This window comes from Streptomyces sp. NPDC059003, assembly GCF_042740445.1.
GTDB lineage: Bacteria > Actinomycetota > Actinomycetes > Streptomycetales > Streptomycetaceae > Streptomyces.
Genome location: NZ_JBHYJH010000001.1, coordinates 24,164 through 40,553, shown reverse-complemented (window position 1 = coordinate 40,553; position 16,390 = coordinate 24,164). Strand labels below are relative to the sequence as shown.

General features: G+C 75.3%; 17 protein-coding genes. 5 read left to right on the top strand and 12 right to left on the bottom strand.

Annotated features, from left to right (window positions below):
• Positions 1-64: 64 nt before the first annotated feature.
• The 4 genes from ACFWZ5_RS00210 to ACFWZ5_RS00195 form a co-directional block, all read right to left on the bottom strand.
• Positions 65-1,033 carry a hypothetical protein gene (locus ACFWZ5_RS00210; RefSeq protein ID WP_384786750.1) on the bottom strand — a complete coding sequence of 323 codons (969 nt, stop codon included), beginning with the start codon at positions 1,031-1,033 and terminating at the stop codon, positions 65-67.
• The gene (locus ACFWZ5_RS00205; protein WP_384786747.1) at positions 1,030-1,671 is read right to left on the bottom strand and encodes an RNA polymerase sigma factor; all 642 of its coding nucleotides are present in this window, start codon (positions 1,669-1,671) and stop codon (positions 1,030-1,032) included. Before ACFWZ5_RS00205 ends, ACFWZ5_RS00210 begins: the two co-directional genes overlap by 4 nt.
• On the bottom strand, positions 1,649-1,903 hold the full coding sequence (locus tag ACFWZ5_RS00200) for a hypothetical protein (RefSeq protein WP_384786744.1): 255 nt from the start codon (positions 1,901-1,903) through the stop codon (positions 1,649-1,651). Before ACFWZ5_RS00200 ends, ACFWZ5_RS00205 begins: the two co-directional genes overlap by 23 nt.
• Before the next feature lie 200 nt (positions 1,904-2,103).
• Entirely contained in the window at positions 2,104-2,370 is a 267-nt protein-coding gene (locus ACFWZ5_RS00195) for a hypothetical protein (protein WP_384786742.1), read from the bottom strand.
• A 284-nt stretch (positions 2,371-2,654) separates the two neighbouring features.
• Between ACFWZ5_RS00195 and ACFWZ5_RS00190 the strand changes: the two genes are divergently transcribed.
• Positions 2,655-2,843, top strand: coding sequence for an antitoxin (locus tag ACFWZ5_RS00190; protein ID WP_384786740.1), 189 nt, complete (start codon positions 2,655-2,657; stop codon positions 2,841-2,843).
• A gap of 98 nt (positions 2,844-2,941) precedes the next feature.
• On the opposite strand, the gene ACFWZ5_RS00185 is transcribed toward ACFWZ5_RS00190, so the two are convergent.
• The 3 genes from ACFWZ5_RS00185 to ACFWZ5_RS00175 all read right to left on the bottom strand — a co-directional run bounded on the left by ACFWZ5_RS00185 (position 2,942) and on the right by ACFWZ5_RS00175 (position 7,785).
• Positions 2,942-4,483, bottom strand: coding sequence for an ATP-dependent DNA ligase (locus ACFWZ5_RS00185; RefSeq protein WP_384786737.1), 1,542 nt, complete (start codon positions 4,481-4,483; stop codon positions 2,942-2,944).
• Between the two features lie 69 nt (positions 4,484-4,552).
• Positions 4,553-5,914, bottom strand: coding sequence for a carboxyl transferase domain-containing protein (locus ACFWZ5_RS00180; protein ID WP_384786734.1), 1,362 nt, complete (start codon positions 5,912-5,914; stop codon positions 4,553-4,555).
• 44 nt (positions 5,915-5,958) lie between these two features.
• Entirely contained in the window at positions 5,959-7,785 is a 1,827-nt protein-coding gene (locus ACFWZ5_RS00175; protein WP_384786730.1) for a sigma factor, read from the bottom strand.
• A 181-nt stretch (positions 7,786-7,966) separates the two neighbouring features.
• Here ACFWZ5_RS00175 and ACFWZ5_RS00170 point away from each other — a divergent pair, with 181 nt between their 5' ends.
• Entirely contained in the window at positions 7,967-8,380 is a 414-nt protein-coding gene (locus ACFWZ5_RS00170; RefSeq protein ID WP_384786727.1) for an SsgA family sporulation/cell division regulator, read from the top strand.
• Between the two features lie 76 nt (positions 8,381-8,456).
• On the top strand, positions 8,457-9,188 hold the full coding sequence (locus ACFWZ5_RS00165; RefSeq protein WP_384786724.1) for a siderophore-interacting protein: 732 nt from the start codon (positions 8,457-8,459) through the stop codon (positions 9,186-9,188).
• Between the two features lie 79 nt (positions 9,189-9,267).
• On the opposite strand, the gene ACFWZ5_RS00160 is transcribed toward ACFWZ5_RS00165, so the two are convergent.
• From ACFWZ5_RS00160 to ACFWZ5_RS00145, 4 genes are all read right to left on the bottom strand, one after another.
• The gene (locus ACFWZ5_RS00160; protein ID WP_384786721.1) at positions 9,268-10,281 is read right to left on the bottom strand and encodes a Gfo/Idh/MocA family protein; all 1,014 of its coding nucleotides are present in this window, start codon (positions 10,279-10,281) and stop codon (positions 9,268-9,270) included.
• Positions 10,278-11,471 carry a D-alanyl-D-alanine carboxypeptidase family protein gene (locus tag ACFWZ5_RS00155; protein ID WP_384786718.1) on the bottom strand — a complete coding sequence of 398 codons (1,194 nt, stop codon included), beginning with the start codon at positions 11,469-11,471 and terminating at the stop codon, positions 10,278-10,280. Before ACFWZ5_RS00155 ends, ACFWZ5_RS00160 begins: the two co-directional genes overlap by 4 nt.
• Positions 11,472-12,527, bottom strand: coding sequence for a DUF998 domain-containing protein (locus ACFWZ5_RS00150; protein ID WP_384786714.1), 1,056 nt, complete (start codon positions 12,525-12,527; stop codon positions 11,472-11,474). It abuts the gene before it with no gap.
• A gap of 75 nt (positions 12,528-12,602) precedes the next feature.
• Positions 12,603-13,772 carry an MFS transporter gene (locus tag ACFWZ5_RS00145; RefSeq protein WP_384787022.1) on the bottom strand — a complete coding sequence of 390 codons (1,170 nt, stop codon included), beginning with the start codon at positions 13,770-13,772 and terminating at the stop codon, positions 12,603-12,605.
• Between the two features lie 159 nt (positions 13,773-13,931).
• Between ACFWZ5_RS00145 and ACFWZ5_RS00140 the strand changes: the two genes are divergently transcribed.
• A complete protein-coding gene (locus tag ACFWZ5_RS00140; protein WP_384787019.1) occupies positions 13,932-14,687 on the top strand; it encodes an AraC family transcriptional regulator in 756 nt (251 codons plus the stop codon).
• 19 nt (positions 14,688-14,706) lie between these two features.
• On the opposite strand, the gene ACFWZ5_RS00135 is transcribed toward ACFWZ5_RS00140, so the two are convergent.
• The gene (locus ACFWZ5_RS00135; RefSeq protein WP_384786712.1) at positions 14,707-15,555 is read right to left on the bottom strand and encodes a lipase family protein; all 849 of its coding nucleotides are present in this window, start codon (positions 15,553-15,555) and stop codon (positions 14,707-14,709) included.
• Between the two features lie 208 nt (positions 15,556-15,763).
• On the opposite strand from ACFWZ5_RS00135, the gene ACFWZ5_RS00130 reads away from it, so the two are divergent.
• Positions 15,764-16,357, top strand: coding sequence for a helix-turn-helix domain-containing protein (locus ACFWZ5_RS00130; protein ID WP_384786709.1), 594 nt, complete (start codon positions 15,764-15,766; stop codon positions 16,355-16,357).
• Positions 16,358-16,390: the final 33 nt, after the last annotated feature.

Sequence of the window (16,390 nt, the reverse complement as noted above, 5' to 3'; positions counted from 1 at the left end):
AGGACCCCCACCGGCGGCGCAGCACTCCCCACCGGCAGCGCGTCCCCCCACCGGCCGCGCGGCGTCACACGTCGGCGGACACCACGCTGTCGTGCGGTTCCGCCGCCACGACCAGCACGCCGCGCTCCCCGCCCACCGGCAGCGACGCGCGCCGGACGAGCGCCTCCCACTCCTCGGGCCACGTGGTCGCCGCGTCCCACCGGATGCCCTTCAGGAGCACCCCGTCCAGCTTGGCGTCGCGCAGGTCGGCGCCCACGAAGTCGCTGCAGGCCCGCTCGACGTCCTGGACGGCACGGGACAGCGCCACCGCAAGCCCGTGGGCCACGGTGAGGTCGTCGACGAGGTCCTGGGCCACGACGTCGGCGCCGAGCGCGGAGCCGGACCAGGTCCCGTCCCCGTCGGCGAGGCAGGGCGCGAGCTCCTCGTCGAGCAGCCGCCACACGTCGCGTACGGCACCGGCGAGCTGTTCGGTGTGGGGCGCGAGGAACTCCTCCACGGCCGCCAGGTAGTCGGTGCCGATCACGGGGGAGGGGCGGCGGCGGGGTTTCGGCAGGAGCTGGACCTCCGCGAACCGCGCGGCGATGCGGCCGGTGACCGCCCGCGCCTCGTCCGCCGCCAGCATCTCGCTGAGCAGGCACGCGTCCCGCAGGGCGGCCCCCAGCGACTCCACCGGGTCCACCCGGGCCAGGGCACGGGCGATCCCGAGCGCCTCGAAGCGGTACTTGAGCCGCACGGCCGCGGGCCGCCGCATCAGCGCGTTGCCCGCGGGCGGCAGCCGCCCCCGCGTCGCCCTGGGTTCGCCCGCGGCGCACGCCTCCCTGGCGAGGCGCTCGGTGACCGCGAACCCCGTACGGCGGTGGGCGGAGGCGAGGAGCCGGTCCAGGGCGAGGTCGGGATCCCGGAGCTCCGGGGGCCCGCCCTGGCCCATGAGCCGGTCGTGCACGGCGATGCCGACGCGCCGGTGGGCGGCCCGCAGCAGCACGTCGAGGCCGGCCTCGACCCGGCCCGTCGTCCCGCCCCTGTCGCGACTCATCGCTGCTCCCCGTGCATGTCACCGGCGGTTCGCCGCTCCCCGTGTACGTCTTCGGAGGTGCCGCCGCCCTCCAGGCCGAGGCCCGCGCGCAGGGCGGCGCGGGCCCGGGCCAGGTTCTGGCGGACGGCGGCCTGCGTGGTGCCCATCGCGCGGGCGCTCTCCTGCGTGGTGAAGCCGTCCAGGTGCCAGGCCATGGCGGCCCGTTGCTTCGCGGGCAGGCGCAGCAGGAGGGCGGTGACGCGCCGGGCCTCCTCGTCGAGCTCCGCCGCGTGCGCGGGCGTCTGCCACCGCACCACCACGCGGGACTCCGGCAGCTCCGCGCAGCTGTCCTCGGGCCGGACCTGCTGCGCCACCCACGAACGCCACGCGACCGTGCGCAGCCAGGCCTTCGGATAGCGGATGGACACGCCGGGCGCGCACATCTGCGTGAACGCGTCCTGGGCGGCGTCCTGCGCCTCGTTCCAGGTCGCGCCGTGGAGCAGCAGGAACCGCACGAGGGCCGGGTACTCGGTCTGGTGCAGCTCCTCGGCGAGGTCCCGTCCGGGCAGCGCCGCCGACTCCGCCTCCAGGGGCCGCGCGGCCGGCTCCGCGGCAAGCGGCCTCGGCGGACTGAGTTCAGCGCTCGCGGCATCCTCCATGACGGCCACCCCCGCTCTCGGGGCGCACGGGGACGACTCGCACGTGATGGGCGCCCGAGGACTCCTGGAACGCGGCCCCGGGCGCGGCGCACCGTACCCGCTCGGTCAGCGCCTCGTGGGCGACGCGCGCGAGCTCCACCTCCCTGCCGAGCCACTCGCGGACTATCCTCACGACGCCGCTGACCACGCTGACGAGCACGGTCGCCGCTGCCCCGGCCACTACGGGATCCACTCGCGTTCCCCTTCGCTCCTCGCACCGCCACGTCCGCGGCGCGCTCGCTCAACAGTGGTGCAGCGGCGGGGAGTTGTGACATGGCGCTGGTCAACCGGACGGCGCTCCGTACGGCCGGACGGTGCCGCGCACGGCAAAGAGCTCGGCGCCCCGGACATCCGGGGCGCCGAGCTCGTGCGCGGGGGCGGAACAGGGGTGGGTCAGTGGGCGCCGGCCCCGCCGAGCTGGGTCGTCGCGCCGGTGACCTCGCCCGTCTTCAGCGTCTTGGTCGTCTTGTCGACGGTGCCGACGAGGCCGTTGACGTCGACGTCCTTCACCGGGGTCTTGAGGCCGCCCTTGCCGGGGGCGTCGGGGCCGAGCAGCTGGTTCGCGGCCGACAGGGGCTCGGGGGCGGCCACGGCCGGGGCCGCGGCCCCCAGAGCCATCGCGACGCCGACGACACCGGCAGCGGCCTTGGCGATCTTCACGATCGTTCTTCCTTCCCGGCGGCGCGCCCTACGGAACACGACGGTCGTACCGTCGGAGCGTCAGACGTCAGACACTCATCACGCGCTGCCGGAACACGTAACAGTTCCTGGGCCAGGAAGGTGACTGCCGGTCACCCGGATGGCTGTGCCGGTGATTGTACGGAGTTCCCCCGGCGGTTCCCCTGGCGTCGGGGCGCCCGCGTCACGGCGCGTGACGCCAGCGGATGCGGATCGGGCGAAAGGCGGTGAACCTGGAGGAGTCGGCTACCACTGAGGAGGCCACGATGTCCGTGATGGACAAGCTCAAGCAGATGCTGAAGGGGCACGAGGACAAGGCCGGCCAGGGCATCGACAAGGCCGGCGACTTCGTCGACGAGAAGACCCAGGGCAAGTACAGCAGCCAGGTCGACACGGCCCAGGAGAAGCTCAAGGAACAACTGGGAGCGGACCAGGACAAGCCGCCCCAGCAGTAGGACGCGGACCGGAGGGCCGTGCGAAGCCCAGGGGCCGTACGACGGTGACATCACCCGTCGCACGGCCCCTGGCCCGTGCCCTGCCGAGGTCCAGCTCGTCAGCGGCTCCCGACGCCGGACAGGACCGTCTCCACGCTGTCGGCCTCCGCCGCCGTCTTGTCCTCCCGGTACCGCACCACCCGCGCGAACCGCAGCGTCACGCCCGCCGGATAGCGCGTCGACCTCTGCAGCCCGTCGTAGGCGATCTCCACGACGAGTTCGGGGCGGACGGTCACCAGGAACCCGTCGTCGCTGACGGCGAGTTCCTGGAGCCGCTCGGTCTGCCAGGCGAGCATCACGTCCGTCATGCCCTTGAACGTCTTGCCGAGCATGGCGTACGTGCCGTCGGCGCGGCGGGCGCCCAGGTGGAGGTTGGACAGCTTGCCGGTGCGCCGCCCGTGGCCCCACTCCGCGGCGAGGACCACCAGGTCCAGGGTGTGCACGGGCTTGACCTTCAGCCAGGAGGCGCCGCGGCGGCCCGCGCTGTACGGGGCGTCGAGCCCCTTGAGGACCACGCCCTCGTGGCCGTGCGCCAGTGTCGCCGCGAAGAAGTCGTCGGCGGCCTGCCGCGCCGCCCCGTCGGCGGGGTCGTCGACGAGCGCCCGGCGCACCCGCATCGGCTCGGGCACCAGCCGCGCAAGGCGGTCGTGCCGCTCGCGCAGCGGGAGGTCGAGCAGGTCCACGTCGTCGACGGACAGCGCGTCGAAGAAGACGGGGGACAGGGGCAGTTCGGCCGCCGCCGCGGCCACGTCGACACGCGAGCCGACCCGCCCGGCGATTTCCTGGAAGGACCGCGGGCGCCCGTCGCCGTCGAGCGCGATGACCTCGCCGTCCAGGATGAACCGCCGCCCCTTCAGGTCCAGGGCGGCGGCGGTCAGTTCGGGAAGGCGGTCGGTGATGTCGTCGAGCGTGCGGGTGTGGACGCGTACGTCGTCGCCGTCGCGGTGCACCTGGACGCGGATGCCGTCCAGCTTCTCCTCGACCGCGCACGGGCCGAGCTTGTCGATCCCCTCGGCCACGGAGGCCGCGCTGTGCGCCAGCATCGGCTGCACCGGCCGCCCCACCGTGAGCCGGAACTCCTCCAGGGCGTCCGGCCCCCGCGCGAGCAGCGCCCGCGCCACCGGAGCCAGCGCCCCCGCCAGCATCACGGCACGCCGCACCCCGACCGGCGGGGCCCCGGTCGCCGCCGCCAGGCCCTCCACGGCCACGGCGTCGAGCGCCCCCTGCCGCACCTCCCCGGTCAGCAGGCCGAACAGGAACCGCTGCTCGTCCGCCGTCGCCGCACCCAGCAACTCCTGCACGAGCCGCCGCCGTTCGGCCTGCGACCCGGCGCCCGACACCGCGGCGAGCGCGGTCAGGGCGGCGTCCACCTCGCGCACCGCGAGCGTCGGCTCGGCCGCCGGGGCGACGGGCTCCTTGAGGGCGTTCCACCCCACCCCGAGCCGCCCCTGCGGCAGCCGCCCCGCCAGATACGGAATGACGAGAGGCACGTCATCGGGGTCCGCGGCCCGGAACACGTCCGCCATCAGCGCGACCTTCCGCGACCGCGCCGACGTCGCCGCCACCCCCTTGGACACCTCCGCAACCCGGGCGAACAACATGCGGCTATCCTGCAACGCCCCACTCGATCCCGCACCCGCAGGTCCCGCGCGGGTCCGCGCGGGCGGGCGTCACCGGGGCACGACGCCGCGTACGACCCCGAGCTCCACCAAGTCCTGCGGGCGCAGCCGCAGTTCGTCGGCCAGCGCCGGGGCCTCGGCGCGCGGGCGCTTGAGGATGGCGGCCGCCGCCTCCGGTGCGATCACGGAGAAGTAGCTGTCGGGCGTGGCCCAGGTGTTGCCGGGGGCGGCGAGCGCGAGGGCGCCGCCCGAGCCGCCCTCGCCGACGACGAGGGACGTGACGGGCACGCGCGCGGCGGCGAGGGCCGCGAAGACGTCCGCGATCGCCGCGCCCGCCCCGGCGCGCTCCGCGGCGGCGTCGTTGGCTGCGCCCGGCGTGTCGATGAGCGTGAGGACGGGGACACAGAGGCGGTCGGCCAGGCGGACGAGCCGGGCGGCGGTGCGGTATCCGGCGGGCCGTGTGGCCGTGCCGCACTGGGCCGCGTACGCGATCGCGCGCCCGTCGCGCAGGCCGAAGCCGCACAGCATGCCGTCGTCCGTGCCGCCGCAGCGGTCCCCGCTGATCGGCTCGCGCGAGGCGAAGTACGCGTCGAGATAGGCCTCGGCGCGCGGGCGTTGCGCGGCGCGGGCCCTGCGCACCGCGTCCCAGCCGGTCGCGGGCGGCGCCGTGTCGCCGAGCGCGCGCGGCGGCGCGACGGGCCCCGGCGCGGGCGCGGTGAGCAGCCGCAGCCAGTGTCCGAGCCGCGACCGCAGCGCGTCCGGCGGTACGACGGCGTCGACCGCGCCCGCCGCCAGCTGGCCCTCCGCCGTGTACGCCGCCGGGTCCGCGTCCGGCGGCCGGACCCGCGACCCGGCGAAGCCGACCTGCGCCTGCGGCAGCGCGAGCACCACGTCGGCGCCCGCGCCGAGCGTCGCCCAGCCGCCGCCCGTCGTCGGATCGCGCACCACGGCGATCTGCGGCAGGCCCGCCGCGCGGTTGAGCGCCGACTGGGCGGCCACGCGCTGGAGCTGGAGCAGCGCGCGCATGCCCTCCTGCATGCGGCTGCCGCCCGTCGCGATGAGCGACACCAGCGGCAGCCGCTCCGCCCGCGCCGCCGCGTACGCCGCTTCGAGGCGGTCCCCGGTCCGCTCCCCGAGCGAACCGCCCAGATAGCGGAACTCGAAGGAGACGAGGACGGCGCGCGTGCCGCCCACGGTCGCCGTGCCGCACACCACGGACTCCGTCTCGCCGGTGCGTTCCCGCGCGGCGGCACGCGCGGTGTCGTACCCGGCCCAGGACAGCGGGCCGTCCGGCCGTGCGGGGCGCGGCGGCGCCGGGAGTTCGGTGAAGTCGGCGGTGACGGCGGCGATGGCCTCGCGCGCGGACACGCGGTCGGCGGCGCGGGCCCCTTGAGGACCTTGAGGTGTGGACACGCCTCGTACTCCTACCTCGTCTCCGTGATCCCGTCGAGAACCCGTCAGCCGCGGCGGCAGACCCAGACGGGCCCGGCCCAGTGGTCGCAGACCGGCCCGGTGGTGGGCGGCGGATCGACGGGCGTCGGTGTCGGCGGGTCGACGGGCGCAGGGGGCGGCGTCGGCGTCGGAACCGGCGTCGGTGGGGGAGTGGGGGTCGGTTCGGGGGGAGGAGTGGGCTCCACCGGGGTAGGTGTGGGGTCGACCGGGGTGGGGGTCGGGGTCGGCGTGGGGATCGGGGTCGGTACGGGCGTGGGGGTTGGCGTAGGCGTGGGTGTGGGGGTCGGCGTCGGTATCGGCGTAGGCGTAGGCGTGGGGACAGGTGTAGGCGTCGGCGTAGGTGTGGGCACAGGTGTCGGCGTGGGCGTCGGCGTCGGTGTGGGGTCCGGCGGCGGGGTCGGCTCCGGCGGGGTCGTGGCGGCGCCGGGGTCCGGCTCGTCCGGCCGTGGAGCGGGCACGGGCTGCTGGGGCTCCGGTGCCGCCGGGTCGGCCCCGTCGGGGGCGGGGGGCTGGTTCGGCGCGGGCGGGTCCGGCTCGGCCTGCGCGGGCTCGTCCTGCTGTGGGGCGTCCGCCGCCGCGGGAGGCGGTGCCCCAGGGGCCTCCGGCTCCGCCTGTGCCGCGTCCGGGGCCCGCGGTGCGTCCGGCTCGGCCGCCGCCCGCGGCTCCGGCTCCGGTGCGGCCTCCTGGTCGGGCGCCTCGACGCCGTCCGCCTCGCGGGGTGCCTGCTCGGGCTGTGCCACCGGCCCGCTCTCCGCCGCGCTCACGCGGGGCGGGGCCGCCGCGTCGCCGACGCCACCGAGGACCAGGCCCGCGGCCACGGCGGCTCCGGCGACCGTCGTGCCCACCGCCGCGGCCGCGGCGACGGGCAGCTTCCCGCCCGCAGTGAGGACATGACGTACGCCGTGGAACAAACCCCCCTGCGCATGCGCGCCGGCACCGGAACCGGCGGCCGATGCGGCACCCGCCGCCCCGGCACCGGCCCCGGCCGCGAGCGGCACGAGGAACTTGCCCGCGCCCCCGAGCACGAAGAGCAGCAGCGCGGGACCCACGAGAGCGGGAAGCCGGTGGTTGGCGCGGGTCAGCAGGGCGAGGCGGGCGCGGCAGTCGGCGCAGCCGTCGACGTGGGCGAGGAGCGTCTGGGACTGCCGGACCGAGGCCTCGCCGCGGATGTGGGCGGGCATCCGGTCCCAGTGGGTCTCGCACGCGGGGCTCTCGGGCGTGCCGGGGTGCGCGCGCAGGAACGCCTGGCGCATGCCCTCGCGGGCCCGGTGCAGGAGTACGGCCGTGGCGCCGCGCCCGGCGCCGATGGTCCGCCCGACGGCGTCGAGGGGCTGCCCCTCGGCCTCCGCGAGCCACAGCGCCTTCACCCACCGCTCGGGCAGCTGGCCGAGCACCCGCCTGAGCAGGTCGACGGACGACACGCGGGCGGCCGGGTCGTCCGCGTCCTCGGCGACGGCGGCGACGCCGGTGACGTCGAGGGTGTCGTGGGCCTGAGCGGCCTGCGGGTCGCGGGGCGTCTCGCGCGCGGCCGCCCGCCCCACCGACGCCGCGAGATGGCGCACGGTCGTCATGAGATACGCGGCCACGTTCTCGATCTCGTGCCCCGCCGCGAGGCGCCGCCAGACCCGGAAGTGCGCCTCGGCGACGAGGTCGTCGGCGACCCAGTCGTTGCCGGTCAGCGAGCGCGCGTACGCCACGAGGCGCCGGTGCTCGGCCTCGTACACGCGCGCGTACGCGGCTGTGGCGGGACCGGGCGCGGTGGCGGGGCCTTCGGGGGCGCCGGGTATCTCGGGGGAGACGTCAGGGGGGACGTCGGCCGGGACGTCGGACATGACAGGACACTCTCCTGACCCACTGTGGGGGTGCGGGTGAGTTCGAAACTCTAGGTGACAAATGTCCGACTTATCAGAGGAGAGTGGCGTAGGTCACACGCATCTCTCTGTGCACTTCCGTAATCAGGGCACCCGTCACCAGGTCGTAGGGACAAGGAATCGCCAGAAGTGGAGCCCGACCATGGCCGTCACGCTTGAACAGTCCGCCCGCGCTCGTCTGATCACTCCGGAGGGCCGCGAGCGCCCGATTCCCGTGACCCTGCGCTACACCGCGTCCGACCCGCTCGCGGTCCAGGTCACCTTCCCGCCCGAGGTCTCCCTCGACGGCGCCGAGGTCACCTGGATCTTCGCCCGCGCCCTGCTCGAGAGCGGGCTCAGTGCCCCGGCGGGCGCCGGTGACGTGCACATCTGGCCGTGCGGGCGGGCGCGCACGGTCCTGGAGTTCCACGCCTCGCACGGCCTCGCGCTCGTGCAGTTCGACCGGGCCGCGCTGCGCCGGTTCCTGCTGCGGTCCTACGCGGTGGTGGGCGCCGACGGCGAGGCGGCGGGGCTCGATCTGGACCGCGGTCTGACCAAGCTGCTCGGCGGGGTCTGAGGGGTCGCGCCACCCGGAGGTAACATAGGTTAGGCTGGCCTAACTTGAATAAGTTGTCTCAGGGGAGGAGACCGGGGTGGGCCACGGCTGGGAGGGCGTCGTCCTCAAGCTGTTCCGCGGCAAGGACTTCCGGTTCACGGTGACCGCCGTCGAGGACGTGACCGAGCACTACCGCCGCGTGCACCTCACCGACGGCGGCATGCTCGCGCAGACCGGTGTGCACCCGACGATGTGGGTGCGCCTGTGGTTCGACAACGCGGGCAGACCGCACCAGCGCGCCTACACCCTGGTCGACCCCGACCCGGACGCGGGCACCTTCAGCCTGGAGTTCGCGCTGCACGACGGCTGCGCCAGCGAGTGGGCGCGCAAGGCCGAGCCGGGCGACACCGTCGACGCGACCGTGCAGGGCACCGGCTTCGACGCGCCGCAGCCGACGCCGTCGCGGCTCCTGGTGATGGGCGACCCGGCGTCGCTCCCGGCGGTCAACTCCCTCCTGGACGCGCTGCCCGGGACCCCGGCGACGATCTGGTTCGAGACGCAGCACGCGTCGGACCGCGAGCTGCCCCTGCGCACCGACCCCGCCCGCCACGACGTGCACTTCGTCGAGCGGCAGGCGTCCGGCGCCGAGCTGGTGCGCCAGGCCAAGGCGGGGCTCGCCGCCGCGGTCGACGACGCGGCGGACGCGTACGTCTGGATCACCTGCGACACCACCACGACCCGCGCCCTGACCGCGTACGTCCGCAAGGAGCTCTCGGTGCCCAAGCACCGCGTCCACGCCCTCGGCTACTGGCGGCCGGGCCGCGCCTGAGGGACGGACACCGCCGCGGCCGGGCAGGGACACCGCCGCCAGGGACGGAGGCCGCCTCAGTCAGGGGCCGGACACCGTCTCAGCCGTAGAACGCGGGCCGCTCCGCCGACTCCACCGCGACCCGCCCGCCGGACCCGAGCGCCCGCACCCCCGCCTCGGCGACGGCCGCCGCCGCGTACCCGTCCCAGGCGCTCGCCCCCGCCACCCGGCCCTCGCGCGCGCCCGCCACCCACGCCCGCACCTCACGGTCGTACGCGTCGGCGAAGCGCACCAGGTAGTCCTGCGCGATGTCCCGGCGCGCGCCGCCCGCCGACCGCACGACCATGCCGTGCCCGTCGCCGACGCGGGCGCTGCCGCTCTCGCCGACCGCCTCGCACGTCACCTCGTAGCCGAAGCCGCAGTTGACGAAGACCTCCACGTCGACCAGGGCGCCGCCGTCGGTCTCGAACAGGACGAGCTGCGGGTCGAGGAGCCCGGCGGGCGCGGCGGCCGACGGCCGGGGCCTGACCACGGTCACCGCGGTGATCTCCTGCCCGAGCAGCCAGCGCGCCGCGTCGATCTCGTGCCCCACCGAGCTGGTGATCAGCATCGCGGAGGTGAAGTGCGGGGGAGAGGACACGTTGCGGTGGCGGCAGTGCAGCATCAGCGGTCTGCCGATGGCGTCGGCGTCCAGGAGCGTCTTCAGACGGCGGTACTCGGTGTCGTAGCGGCGCATGAAACCCACCTGGATCAGCCTGCGCCCGGCCCGCGCCTCCGCCTCCACCACCCGCAGCGCCGCCTCCGGGTCCGGCGCCAGCGGCTTCTCGCACAGCACGGGCAGACCGCGCGCGACCGCGGCGAGCAGCGCCTCCTCGTGCGCGCTGTCCGGGGACGCCACCACCACGGCCGCCACGCCCGGCTGCGCAAGGGCGGCCGGCGCGTCGGTGTGCACCCGGACGCCGTCGAGCCCGGCGACGGCCGCCTCGGCCCGTGCCGCGTCCGGGTCGGCGACGGCCACCACCCGGGCGCCGCCGACGGTCCGCGCGAGGCGCCGCACATGGTCGGCACCCATGTGGCCCGCTCCGATAACGGCCACCCCCAGCGGCTCGCTCACTCCACGAACTCCCCTCCCGCGCCCGCACGTCGGGCCACCGTAGCGGCCCGCCGCCGCAGGATCAGCACGCACCCGGTGGCGAGCGCCGCGCCGCCCGCGCCGACCAGGAGGAGGGCGGGCCAGTCCGAGTCGTCGTCGGACGAACCGGCCGGGACGAGCGTGACCGCGGCCGCGTGCCGCGACCGGTCCGGGGCCGTGCGGGGCTTGGCGGGCAGCAGCGAGCCCACCGGACGCACCCGGTCCGCCGCCGCGAAGCCCCAGTCGAGCAGGCGCCGCGCCTCCTCGTACACGGCGTGGCCGCCGTTCTGCGGGTTCATCACCGTCACCACGAGGGTGCGCGCGCCGCGGTGGGCGGCGGCGATGAGGGTGTTCCCCGCGCCGCTGGTGTAGCCGTTCTTGACGCCGATCAGGCCGGGGTAGCGGGCGACGCCGTCGGCGCCGGTGAGCAGCCGGTTGGTGTTCTGGATCGGGTACGACCACCGGCCGCTGGGGAAGGCCGCGACCGGCGTCGAGCAGTACCGCGTGAACTGCGGGTCGGCCAGGCCCGCGCGGCCGAACACCGCCAGGTCGTACGCGGACGACACCTGCCCCGCGGCGTCGTACCCGTCGGGCGAGACCACCTGGGTGTCGCGGGCGCCGAGCGCGCGGGCCTTGACGCGCATCTGCCGCACGGTGCGGTGCATGCCGCCGTTCATCGCGGCGAGCACGTGCACGGCGTCGTTGCCGGAGCTGAGGAACACGCCGCGCCACAGGTCGGAGACGCGGTACGTGCGGCCCGCCGCGACCCCCACCAGGCTGCTGCCGGCGCCGACGCGGGCGAGCTCGGCGTCGGTGACCGTGTGCCGCGTGTCGGGGTGCAGGCGCGGCAGCGCGGTGAGCGCGAACAGGGACTTGAGGGTGGAGGCGGGCGGGAGGCGGCGGTGCGCGTTGTGCGCGGCGAGCACGTCGCCCGTGCGGGCGTCGGCCACCAGCCACGCGAGCGCGGAGACCTCGCCGGGAAGCGGCGGCGCGGCGGACCCGGGGCGCACCTGGGTGCCCGGCCGGTCGAGGAGGGACGAGGAGTACGCGGGCAGCGGCTTGGGCGGGGTCGGCTCGGCGCACGCGGCCGGGCCGGTGAGGCAGACGAGGAGCCCGGTGACGAGGGCCGCGGCGCGGACAGCGGTGGGGCGCGGAAGGAACCTGATGGCCATTCAGCCACCGTAGGAGCGGGCCCGGAAGTGCGCAGATCGGCTTGGCCCGGCCGGATGCATCGGGCCGTCGAGCTCCGCCACTCGGGCGGTTCGGGCGGCCCGCGCGAGCACCGCGAGCGCGAGGGCCGCGCACACCGCGTTGCTGACCAGATCGGCCGTCACGGAGCCGCCGTTCTCCGGGCGTACGGGGAAGGCCGCCCAGACATACGTCAGGAGCGCGCCGCCCGCGAGCGCGCACACGTGCCGCGGCCGCCAGCCCTCCTGCCGCGACCAGCGCGGGACGACCACGGCCCCCGCCACGGCGACCGCGCACCACACGCCGACCCCGGGCCACTCGAACCAGTCGGCGGTGACGAGCACCGACGGACCCCAGTACAGGCTGGTGCCGACCAGCGCGGCGGCGCCCACGCGCCACGGGGCGGGCGCGACGCCCGGCACGGCCGCCGGGCGCCGGCGCGACGGGAGCCGCAGGGCGAGCACGACGAGAGCCGCGATCACGGCACCGCACAGCGCCAGTTGGGCGGGCGGGGCGAGGAAGTGCTCCTCGGCGTAGTTGCCCCAGAAGACCAGGGCCGCACCGAGGACGTACACCACGCCTGTGACGGCGAGCCCCGTGCGGCCGAGCCACGGAGTGGTCCGCCGCTGTGGCACGCACGCCTCGACGAGCGCGATCGGCACGCAGATGCTCCACACCGTGTGCAGCGCGAGGACCGCCTGGACGAGCTCGACACTGGTCCCGAGCGCGGGCACGTACGACGGGCCGTGCAGCAGGTCCTGTCCGGCGTAGGAGTCGTTCCACAGGAGCTGGTCGACCGGGCCCTCCTCCATCAGGGCGTACGCGGCGGCCAGCAGCACGATGACCGGCCAGCCGCCGCCCGTGCGCCGCCCGGCCTCGCGGACGAGCAGCGCCCCGCAGCCGTACAGCGGCGCGAGCAGGACGCCGAGTCCGAGCTCGGGGACGGTGAGGTTGCCGAGCAGGAACTCGCCGACGAACGGGGCGAGCAGGAAGAGGGCGAGGACGGGCCGTCCCCGGCCGCCCTGACGCGTGGGAGCCATGGTCCGACGGTAGGCAGCCGGGGCGGTGCGGCACTGCGGCCGTAAGTCGACGTCCGGCCGACGAAAGTCGACCGCTCAGGTGCGGTCGGGTGCGGGAGCCGTGGTGACGGCCGGCGCGGCACCGAGCGTGCCGGGTATCTCGGGCTCGCGCAGCGGGCGCAGCAGGAGCCAGCCGACCGCGGGCAGGGCGATCAGCGGGGCCAGGGCGGTCCGCAGGGAGGTGTGGTCGGCGAGGGCGCCGATGAGCGGGCTCGCGATGCCGCCGACGCTGACGGTCAGGCCCAGGGTGACGCCGCTGGCGGTGCCCACGCGCCGGGGCAGATAGTCCTGGCCGAGCGTGATGTGGAGCGAGAAGGGCACGTACAGGCCCGCCGACGTGAGCGCCACGAAGAGATACAGGAGCGGTCCCGGCACGAGCACAACACCGGCCACCGCCAGGACGGTCAGCGCGTACGACCAGCGGACGACGATGACACGGCTGTAGCGGGTGGCGAGCCGGCCCCCGGCCACCGTGCCGATCGCGCCGCCGATGTAGAGCACGAACAGCGCCGCCGTACCGGACACTTCCCCTCCGCCGACGCGCTCGCGCACGTACAGGGAGATGAACGCGCTCAGGCCGACGAAGACGATCGAGCGGCACACGATGGCGCCGGTGAGGCGGAGGAAGGACGCCCAGTCGTCCCCGCCGGTGGCCTTGCCCGCGCCCGGTGCCGTCGCCGCGGCGGGCGTCGCGATGCCCCGCAGCGCCGCCGCGCACAGCGCCGCGCCCGCGACGGCCGGGACGACGAGCAGCGGGGACGCGCCGAGGCCGCCGGTGGCGACGACGGCGGAGACGAGGAGCGGCGCCGTCGCGAAGCCGAGGTTGCCGCCCAGGGAGAACCAGCCCATCGCCGTGTGGGAGCCGCGGCTCGCCACGCGTGCGACGCGGGCGGCCTCCGGGTGGTACGCGGCCACGCCGACCCCCGACACGGCGACCACGGCGAGCGTGAGGGCGTAACTGCCGAACACGCCGCTGAGCGCGACACCCGCCCCGCCCACCAGCGTGCTCACCGGCAGCAGCCACGGCATCGCCCACTTGTCGGTGAGCGCGCCGAACAGCGGCTGCACGACCGACGACAGGAGCGACGCGGCCAGGACGATGCCGGACGCGGCGGCGTAGGTGTACTCCCGCTCGGCGACGAAGTACGGCACGAGCGCGGCCACGGCGCCCTGGTACACGTCGACGCAGGCGTGGCCGAAGGACATGAGGGTGAGAGGTCTGTTGGACACCCGTCGATCGTCGCCACCCCGCACCCTGTCGGGCTTCCGATAAAATGCCAAGCTGTGCCGAAAAACCGCCAGACGGAGCCGGTCCCTCACGCGGCGCCCGTCCCTCATGCGTCGGACGTCCGCTCCACGTCGGAGATCCACCCCGCGTCGGACGTCCGCCACACCCCCAAGGCCCCGACCCACCTCCGCGTCCTGGCCTCCGGGGAGCGCATCGACCCGCACCGCCACGACGACCACCAGATCGTCTACGCGGGCTCCGGCGTCGTGGCCGTCACCACCGACGCCGGGACGTGGTTCGCGCCCGGCACCCGCGCCATCTGGGTGCCCGCGGGCACCGTGCACGCCCACCGCGCGCACGGCCCTCTGAACGCCTACTTCGTCGGCCTGCCCGCGGACGACAACCCGCTGCACCTGGACGCCCCGACCGTCCTCGCCGTCACGCCGCTCCTTCGCGAGCTGATCATCGAGTACACCCGGGCACCGGACGACACGAGCGCCGAACGCCGTCGCCTGCGCGCCGTCCTGCGCGACCAGCTGCGCGCGTCCCCGCAGCAGCCGATGCAGCTGCCCACCCCCGGGGACCCGCGCCTCGCCGCGGTCTGCGCACTCGTCCACGACGACCCGGCCGACCCCCGCACCCTCGCCGCCCTCGGCGCCGCGACCGGGGTCGGCGAACGCACCCTCAGCCGGCTGTTCCGCTCCGAACTCGGCATGACCTTCCCCCAGTGGCGCACGCAGTCACGCCTCTTCCACGCCCTGCGGATGCTGGCCGACGACATGCCCGTCACCGCCGTCGCCCACCGCTGCGGCTGGTCGTCGACGAGCGCCTTCATCGACGTCTTCCGCCGCTCCTTCGGCTACACACCCGGTACGTATCAGCGCCGCCCCTGACCGCGCGGCCGCGCTCCGGTCACTGCCGGTGCTTCTCCAGGGCCGCGACGTACCGCGCCATCTTGTGGTCGCGGAAGGCGTCCTGGGCGGAGTCCCACAGGCCCTTGATGTCGGTGAGGTCCTTGAGCTTGTCCGTGACGAACCCCTTCGCCTGCCCCGCGAGCCCGCCGAGCCGCACCACCTTGTCGTGGATCCCGCCGTCGGCGGCGATGAACCGCACGACCTCCGTGTGGTGGTAGGCGGGCTCCGGCGGCAGGTGCGGCACGACGTCGTTGTCGTTCACGAAGCGGTACGCGCGCTCGGCGAACGCCTTGTCGTGCGCTTCCGCGAGCAGCCGGTCGCAGGTGCGGGGCTGGCCGAACGTGTAGATGCCGTCGGCGGTCAGATGCGGGTCCTCGAAGTGCAGTCGGGAGGCCGCGAGCATGGCGAGGGCGCCGCCGAGGCTGTGCCCGGTCAGCCAGAGCGTCTGGTCGTTGTCGCGCAGCTCCGCGAGGGTGTCCCGCACGTCCGGGAAGACCGAGTCGAGGGCCTGGCCGAAGCCGTAGTGGATGAAGCCGGTGCCCGCGGGGCCCGGCCACGGCGGGGTGCTCGCGTCCGAGAGCCAGTCCTGGAGCTTGTCCGTCTCCGTGCCGCGGAACGCGGTGACGATCATGTGGTCACCGGCCATGGTGTACGCCTGGGTGTCCTCCAGGGGGAACGGCGGCTCGAACCGCGTGCGGTGGTGGCGCACCCGCTTGAAGCCCCACTCCGCGGCGCGCCGCTCGATGACGTCCGGCTCCTTGTAGGCGAGTTGTGCGGCCAGCGCCATCGCGTACGCGTGCGCCAGCGTGTACCCGGTGGTGCGCTGATCGAAGACGGGCGTGGACATGCGCGGCTCCTCTCGGCTCGTCTGCCGGGACAGCGTGGCCCGGCCGCGGAGGGGGCGCGAGGGCGCGTTCCGGACAGTGGGGGCATTTCGGCCCGGAGGGCTGGTTGTGCGTGCAGGGCCCTGGTGGGGCTCACGGCCGCGGCGGGCGGGGCCGTGCCCGCGGGACCGCGCCGGGGCGGGTCCCGGAGCCTCCGCTTAGGATGCCGTCATGGCTGATCCGGACCCCTCGACCCGTACCTCCGCAAGGGATCCGGAGCTGGGCTTCCCACCGCCCGGTGCGGTGCTGCACCGGCTGCGGACGCAGCGGGGGATGTCGCTGCGTCAAGTGGCCGCCGAGTGCGGCCTGTCCGTGTCCTTCCTGGCCGCCCTGGAGCGGGGCGAGACCGATATCGCCCTGGAGCGGCTCGGGCGGCTCGCCAAGGTCTTCGACCACGACGTCGGCTCGTTCCTCGGCTTCTCGCGCGGTCCCGCCACGCCCTCGCTCTTCCCCCGGGAGAAGCAGGAGACGCTGAACCGGGCCCCGGGCGTCGTGTACCACGTGCTGCGCTCGCCGGAGCTCGGATACCAGGTCGTCACCGGTGACTTCGAGCCGCACAGCGGCCTGACCGAGGACCTCCAGCACGAAGGCACCGACCTCATCATGGTCACCCGGGGCACCCTGGTGTGCCGCTACAACGGCGTCGACCACGAGCTGCGCACCGGGGACTGCGTGCAGTGGTCGGCCGGGCATCCGCACACCTTCCGCAACGACCGCGACGTTCCGGCCCAGATGGTGGTCGTGCTCTTCTCCAGCCTGTACTGAAGCCCGCACCGATCGGCTCCGGCCTGCGTCGAT

Bases quoted from the DNA above. Each gene is read 5' to 3' on its own strand.
- ACFWZ5_RS00210 (WP_384786750.1), bottom strand. From the start codon at position 1,033: ATGAGTCGCGACAGGGGCGGGACGACGGGCCGGGTCGAGGCCGGCCTC.
- ACFWZ5_RS00205 (WP_384786747.1), bottom strand. From the start codon at position 1,671: ATGGAGGATGCCGCGAGCGCTGAACTCAGTCCGCCGAGGCCGCTTGCC.
- ACFWZ5_RS00190 (WP_384786740.1), top strand. From the start codon at position 2,655: ATGTCCGTGATGGACAAGCTCAAGCAGATGCTGAAGGGGCACGAGGAC.
- ACFWZ5_RS00185 (WP_384786737.1), bottom strand. From the start codon at position 4,483: ATGTTGTTCGCCCGGGTTGCGGAGGTGTCCAAGGGGGTGGCGGCGACG.
- ACFWZ5_RS00175 (WP_384786730.1), bottom strand. From the start codon at position 7,785: ATGTCCGACGTCCCGGCCGACGTCCCCCCTGACGTCTCCCCCGAGATA.
- ACFWZ5_RS00170 (WP_384786727.1), top strand. From the start codon at position 7,967: ATGGCCGTCACGCTTGAACAGTCCGCCCGCGCTCGTCTGATCACTCCG.
- ACFWZ5_RS00155 (WP_384786718.1), bottom strand. From the start codon at position 11,471: ATGGCCATCAGGTTCCTTCCGCGCCCCACCGCTGTCCGCGCCGCGGCC.
- ACFWZ5_RS00150 (WP_384786714.1), bottom strand. From the start codon at position 12,527: ATGGCTCCCACGCGTCAGGGCGGCCGGGGACGGCCCGTCCTCGCCCTC.
- ACFWZ5_RS00145 (WP_384787022.1), bottom strand. From the start codon at position 13,772: ATGTCCTTCGGCCACGCCTGCGTCGACGTGTACCAGGGCGCCGTGGCC.
- ACFWZ5_RS00135 (WP_384786712.1), bottom strand. From the start codon at position 15,555: ATGTCCACGCCCGTCTTCGATCAGCGCACCACCGGGTACACGCTGGCG.
- ACFWZ5_RS00130 (WP_384786709.1), top strand. From the start codon at position 15,764: ATGGCTGATCCGGACCCCTCGACCCGTACCTCCGCAAGGGATCCGGAG.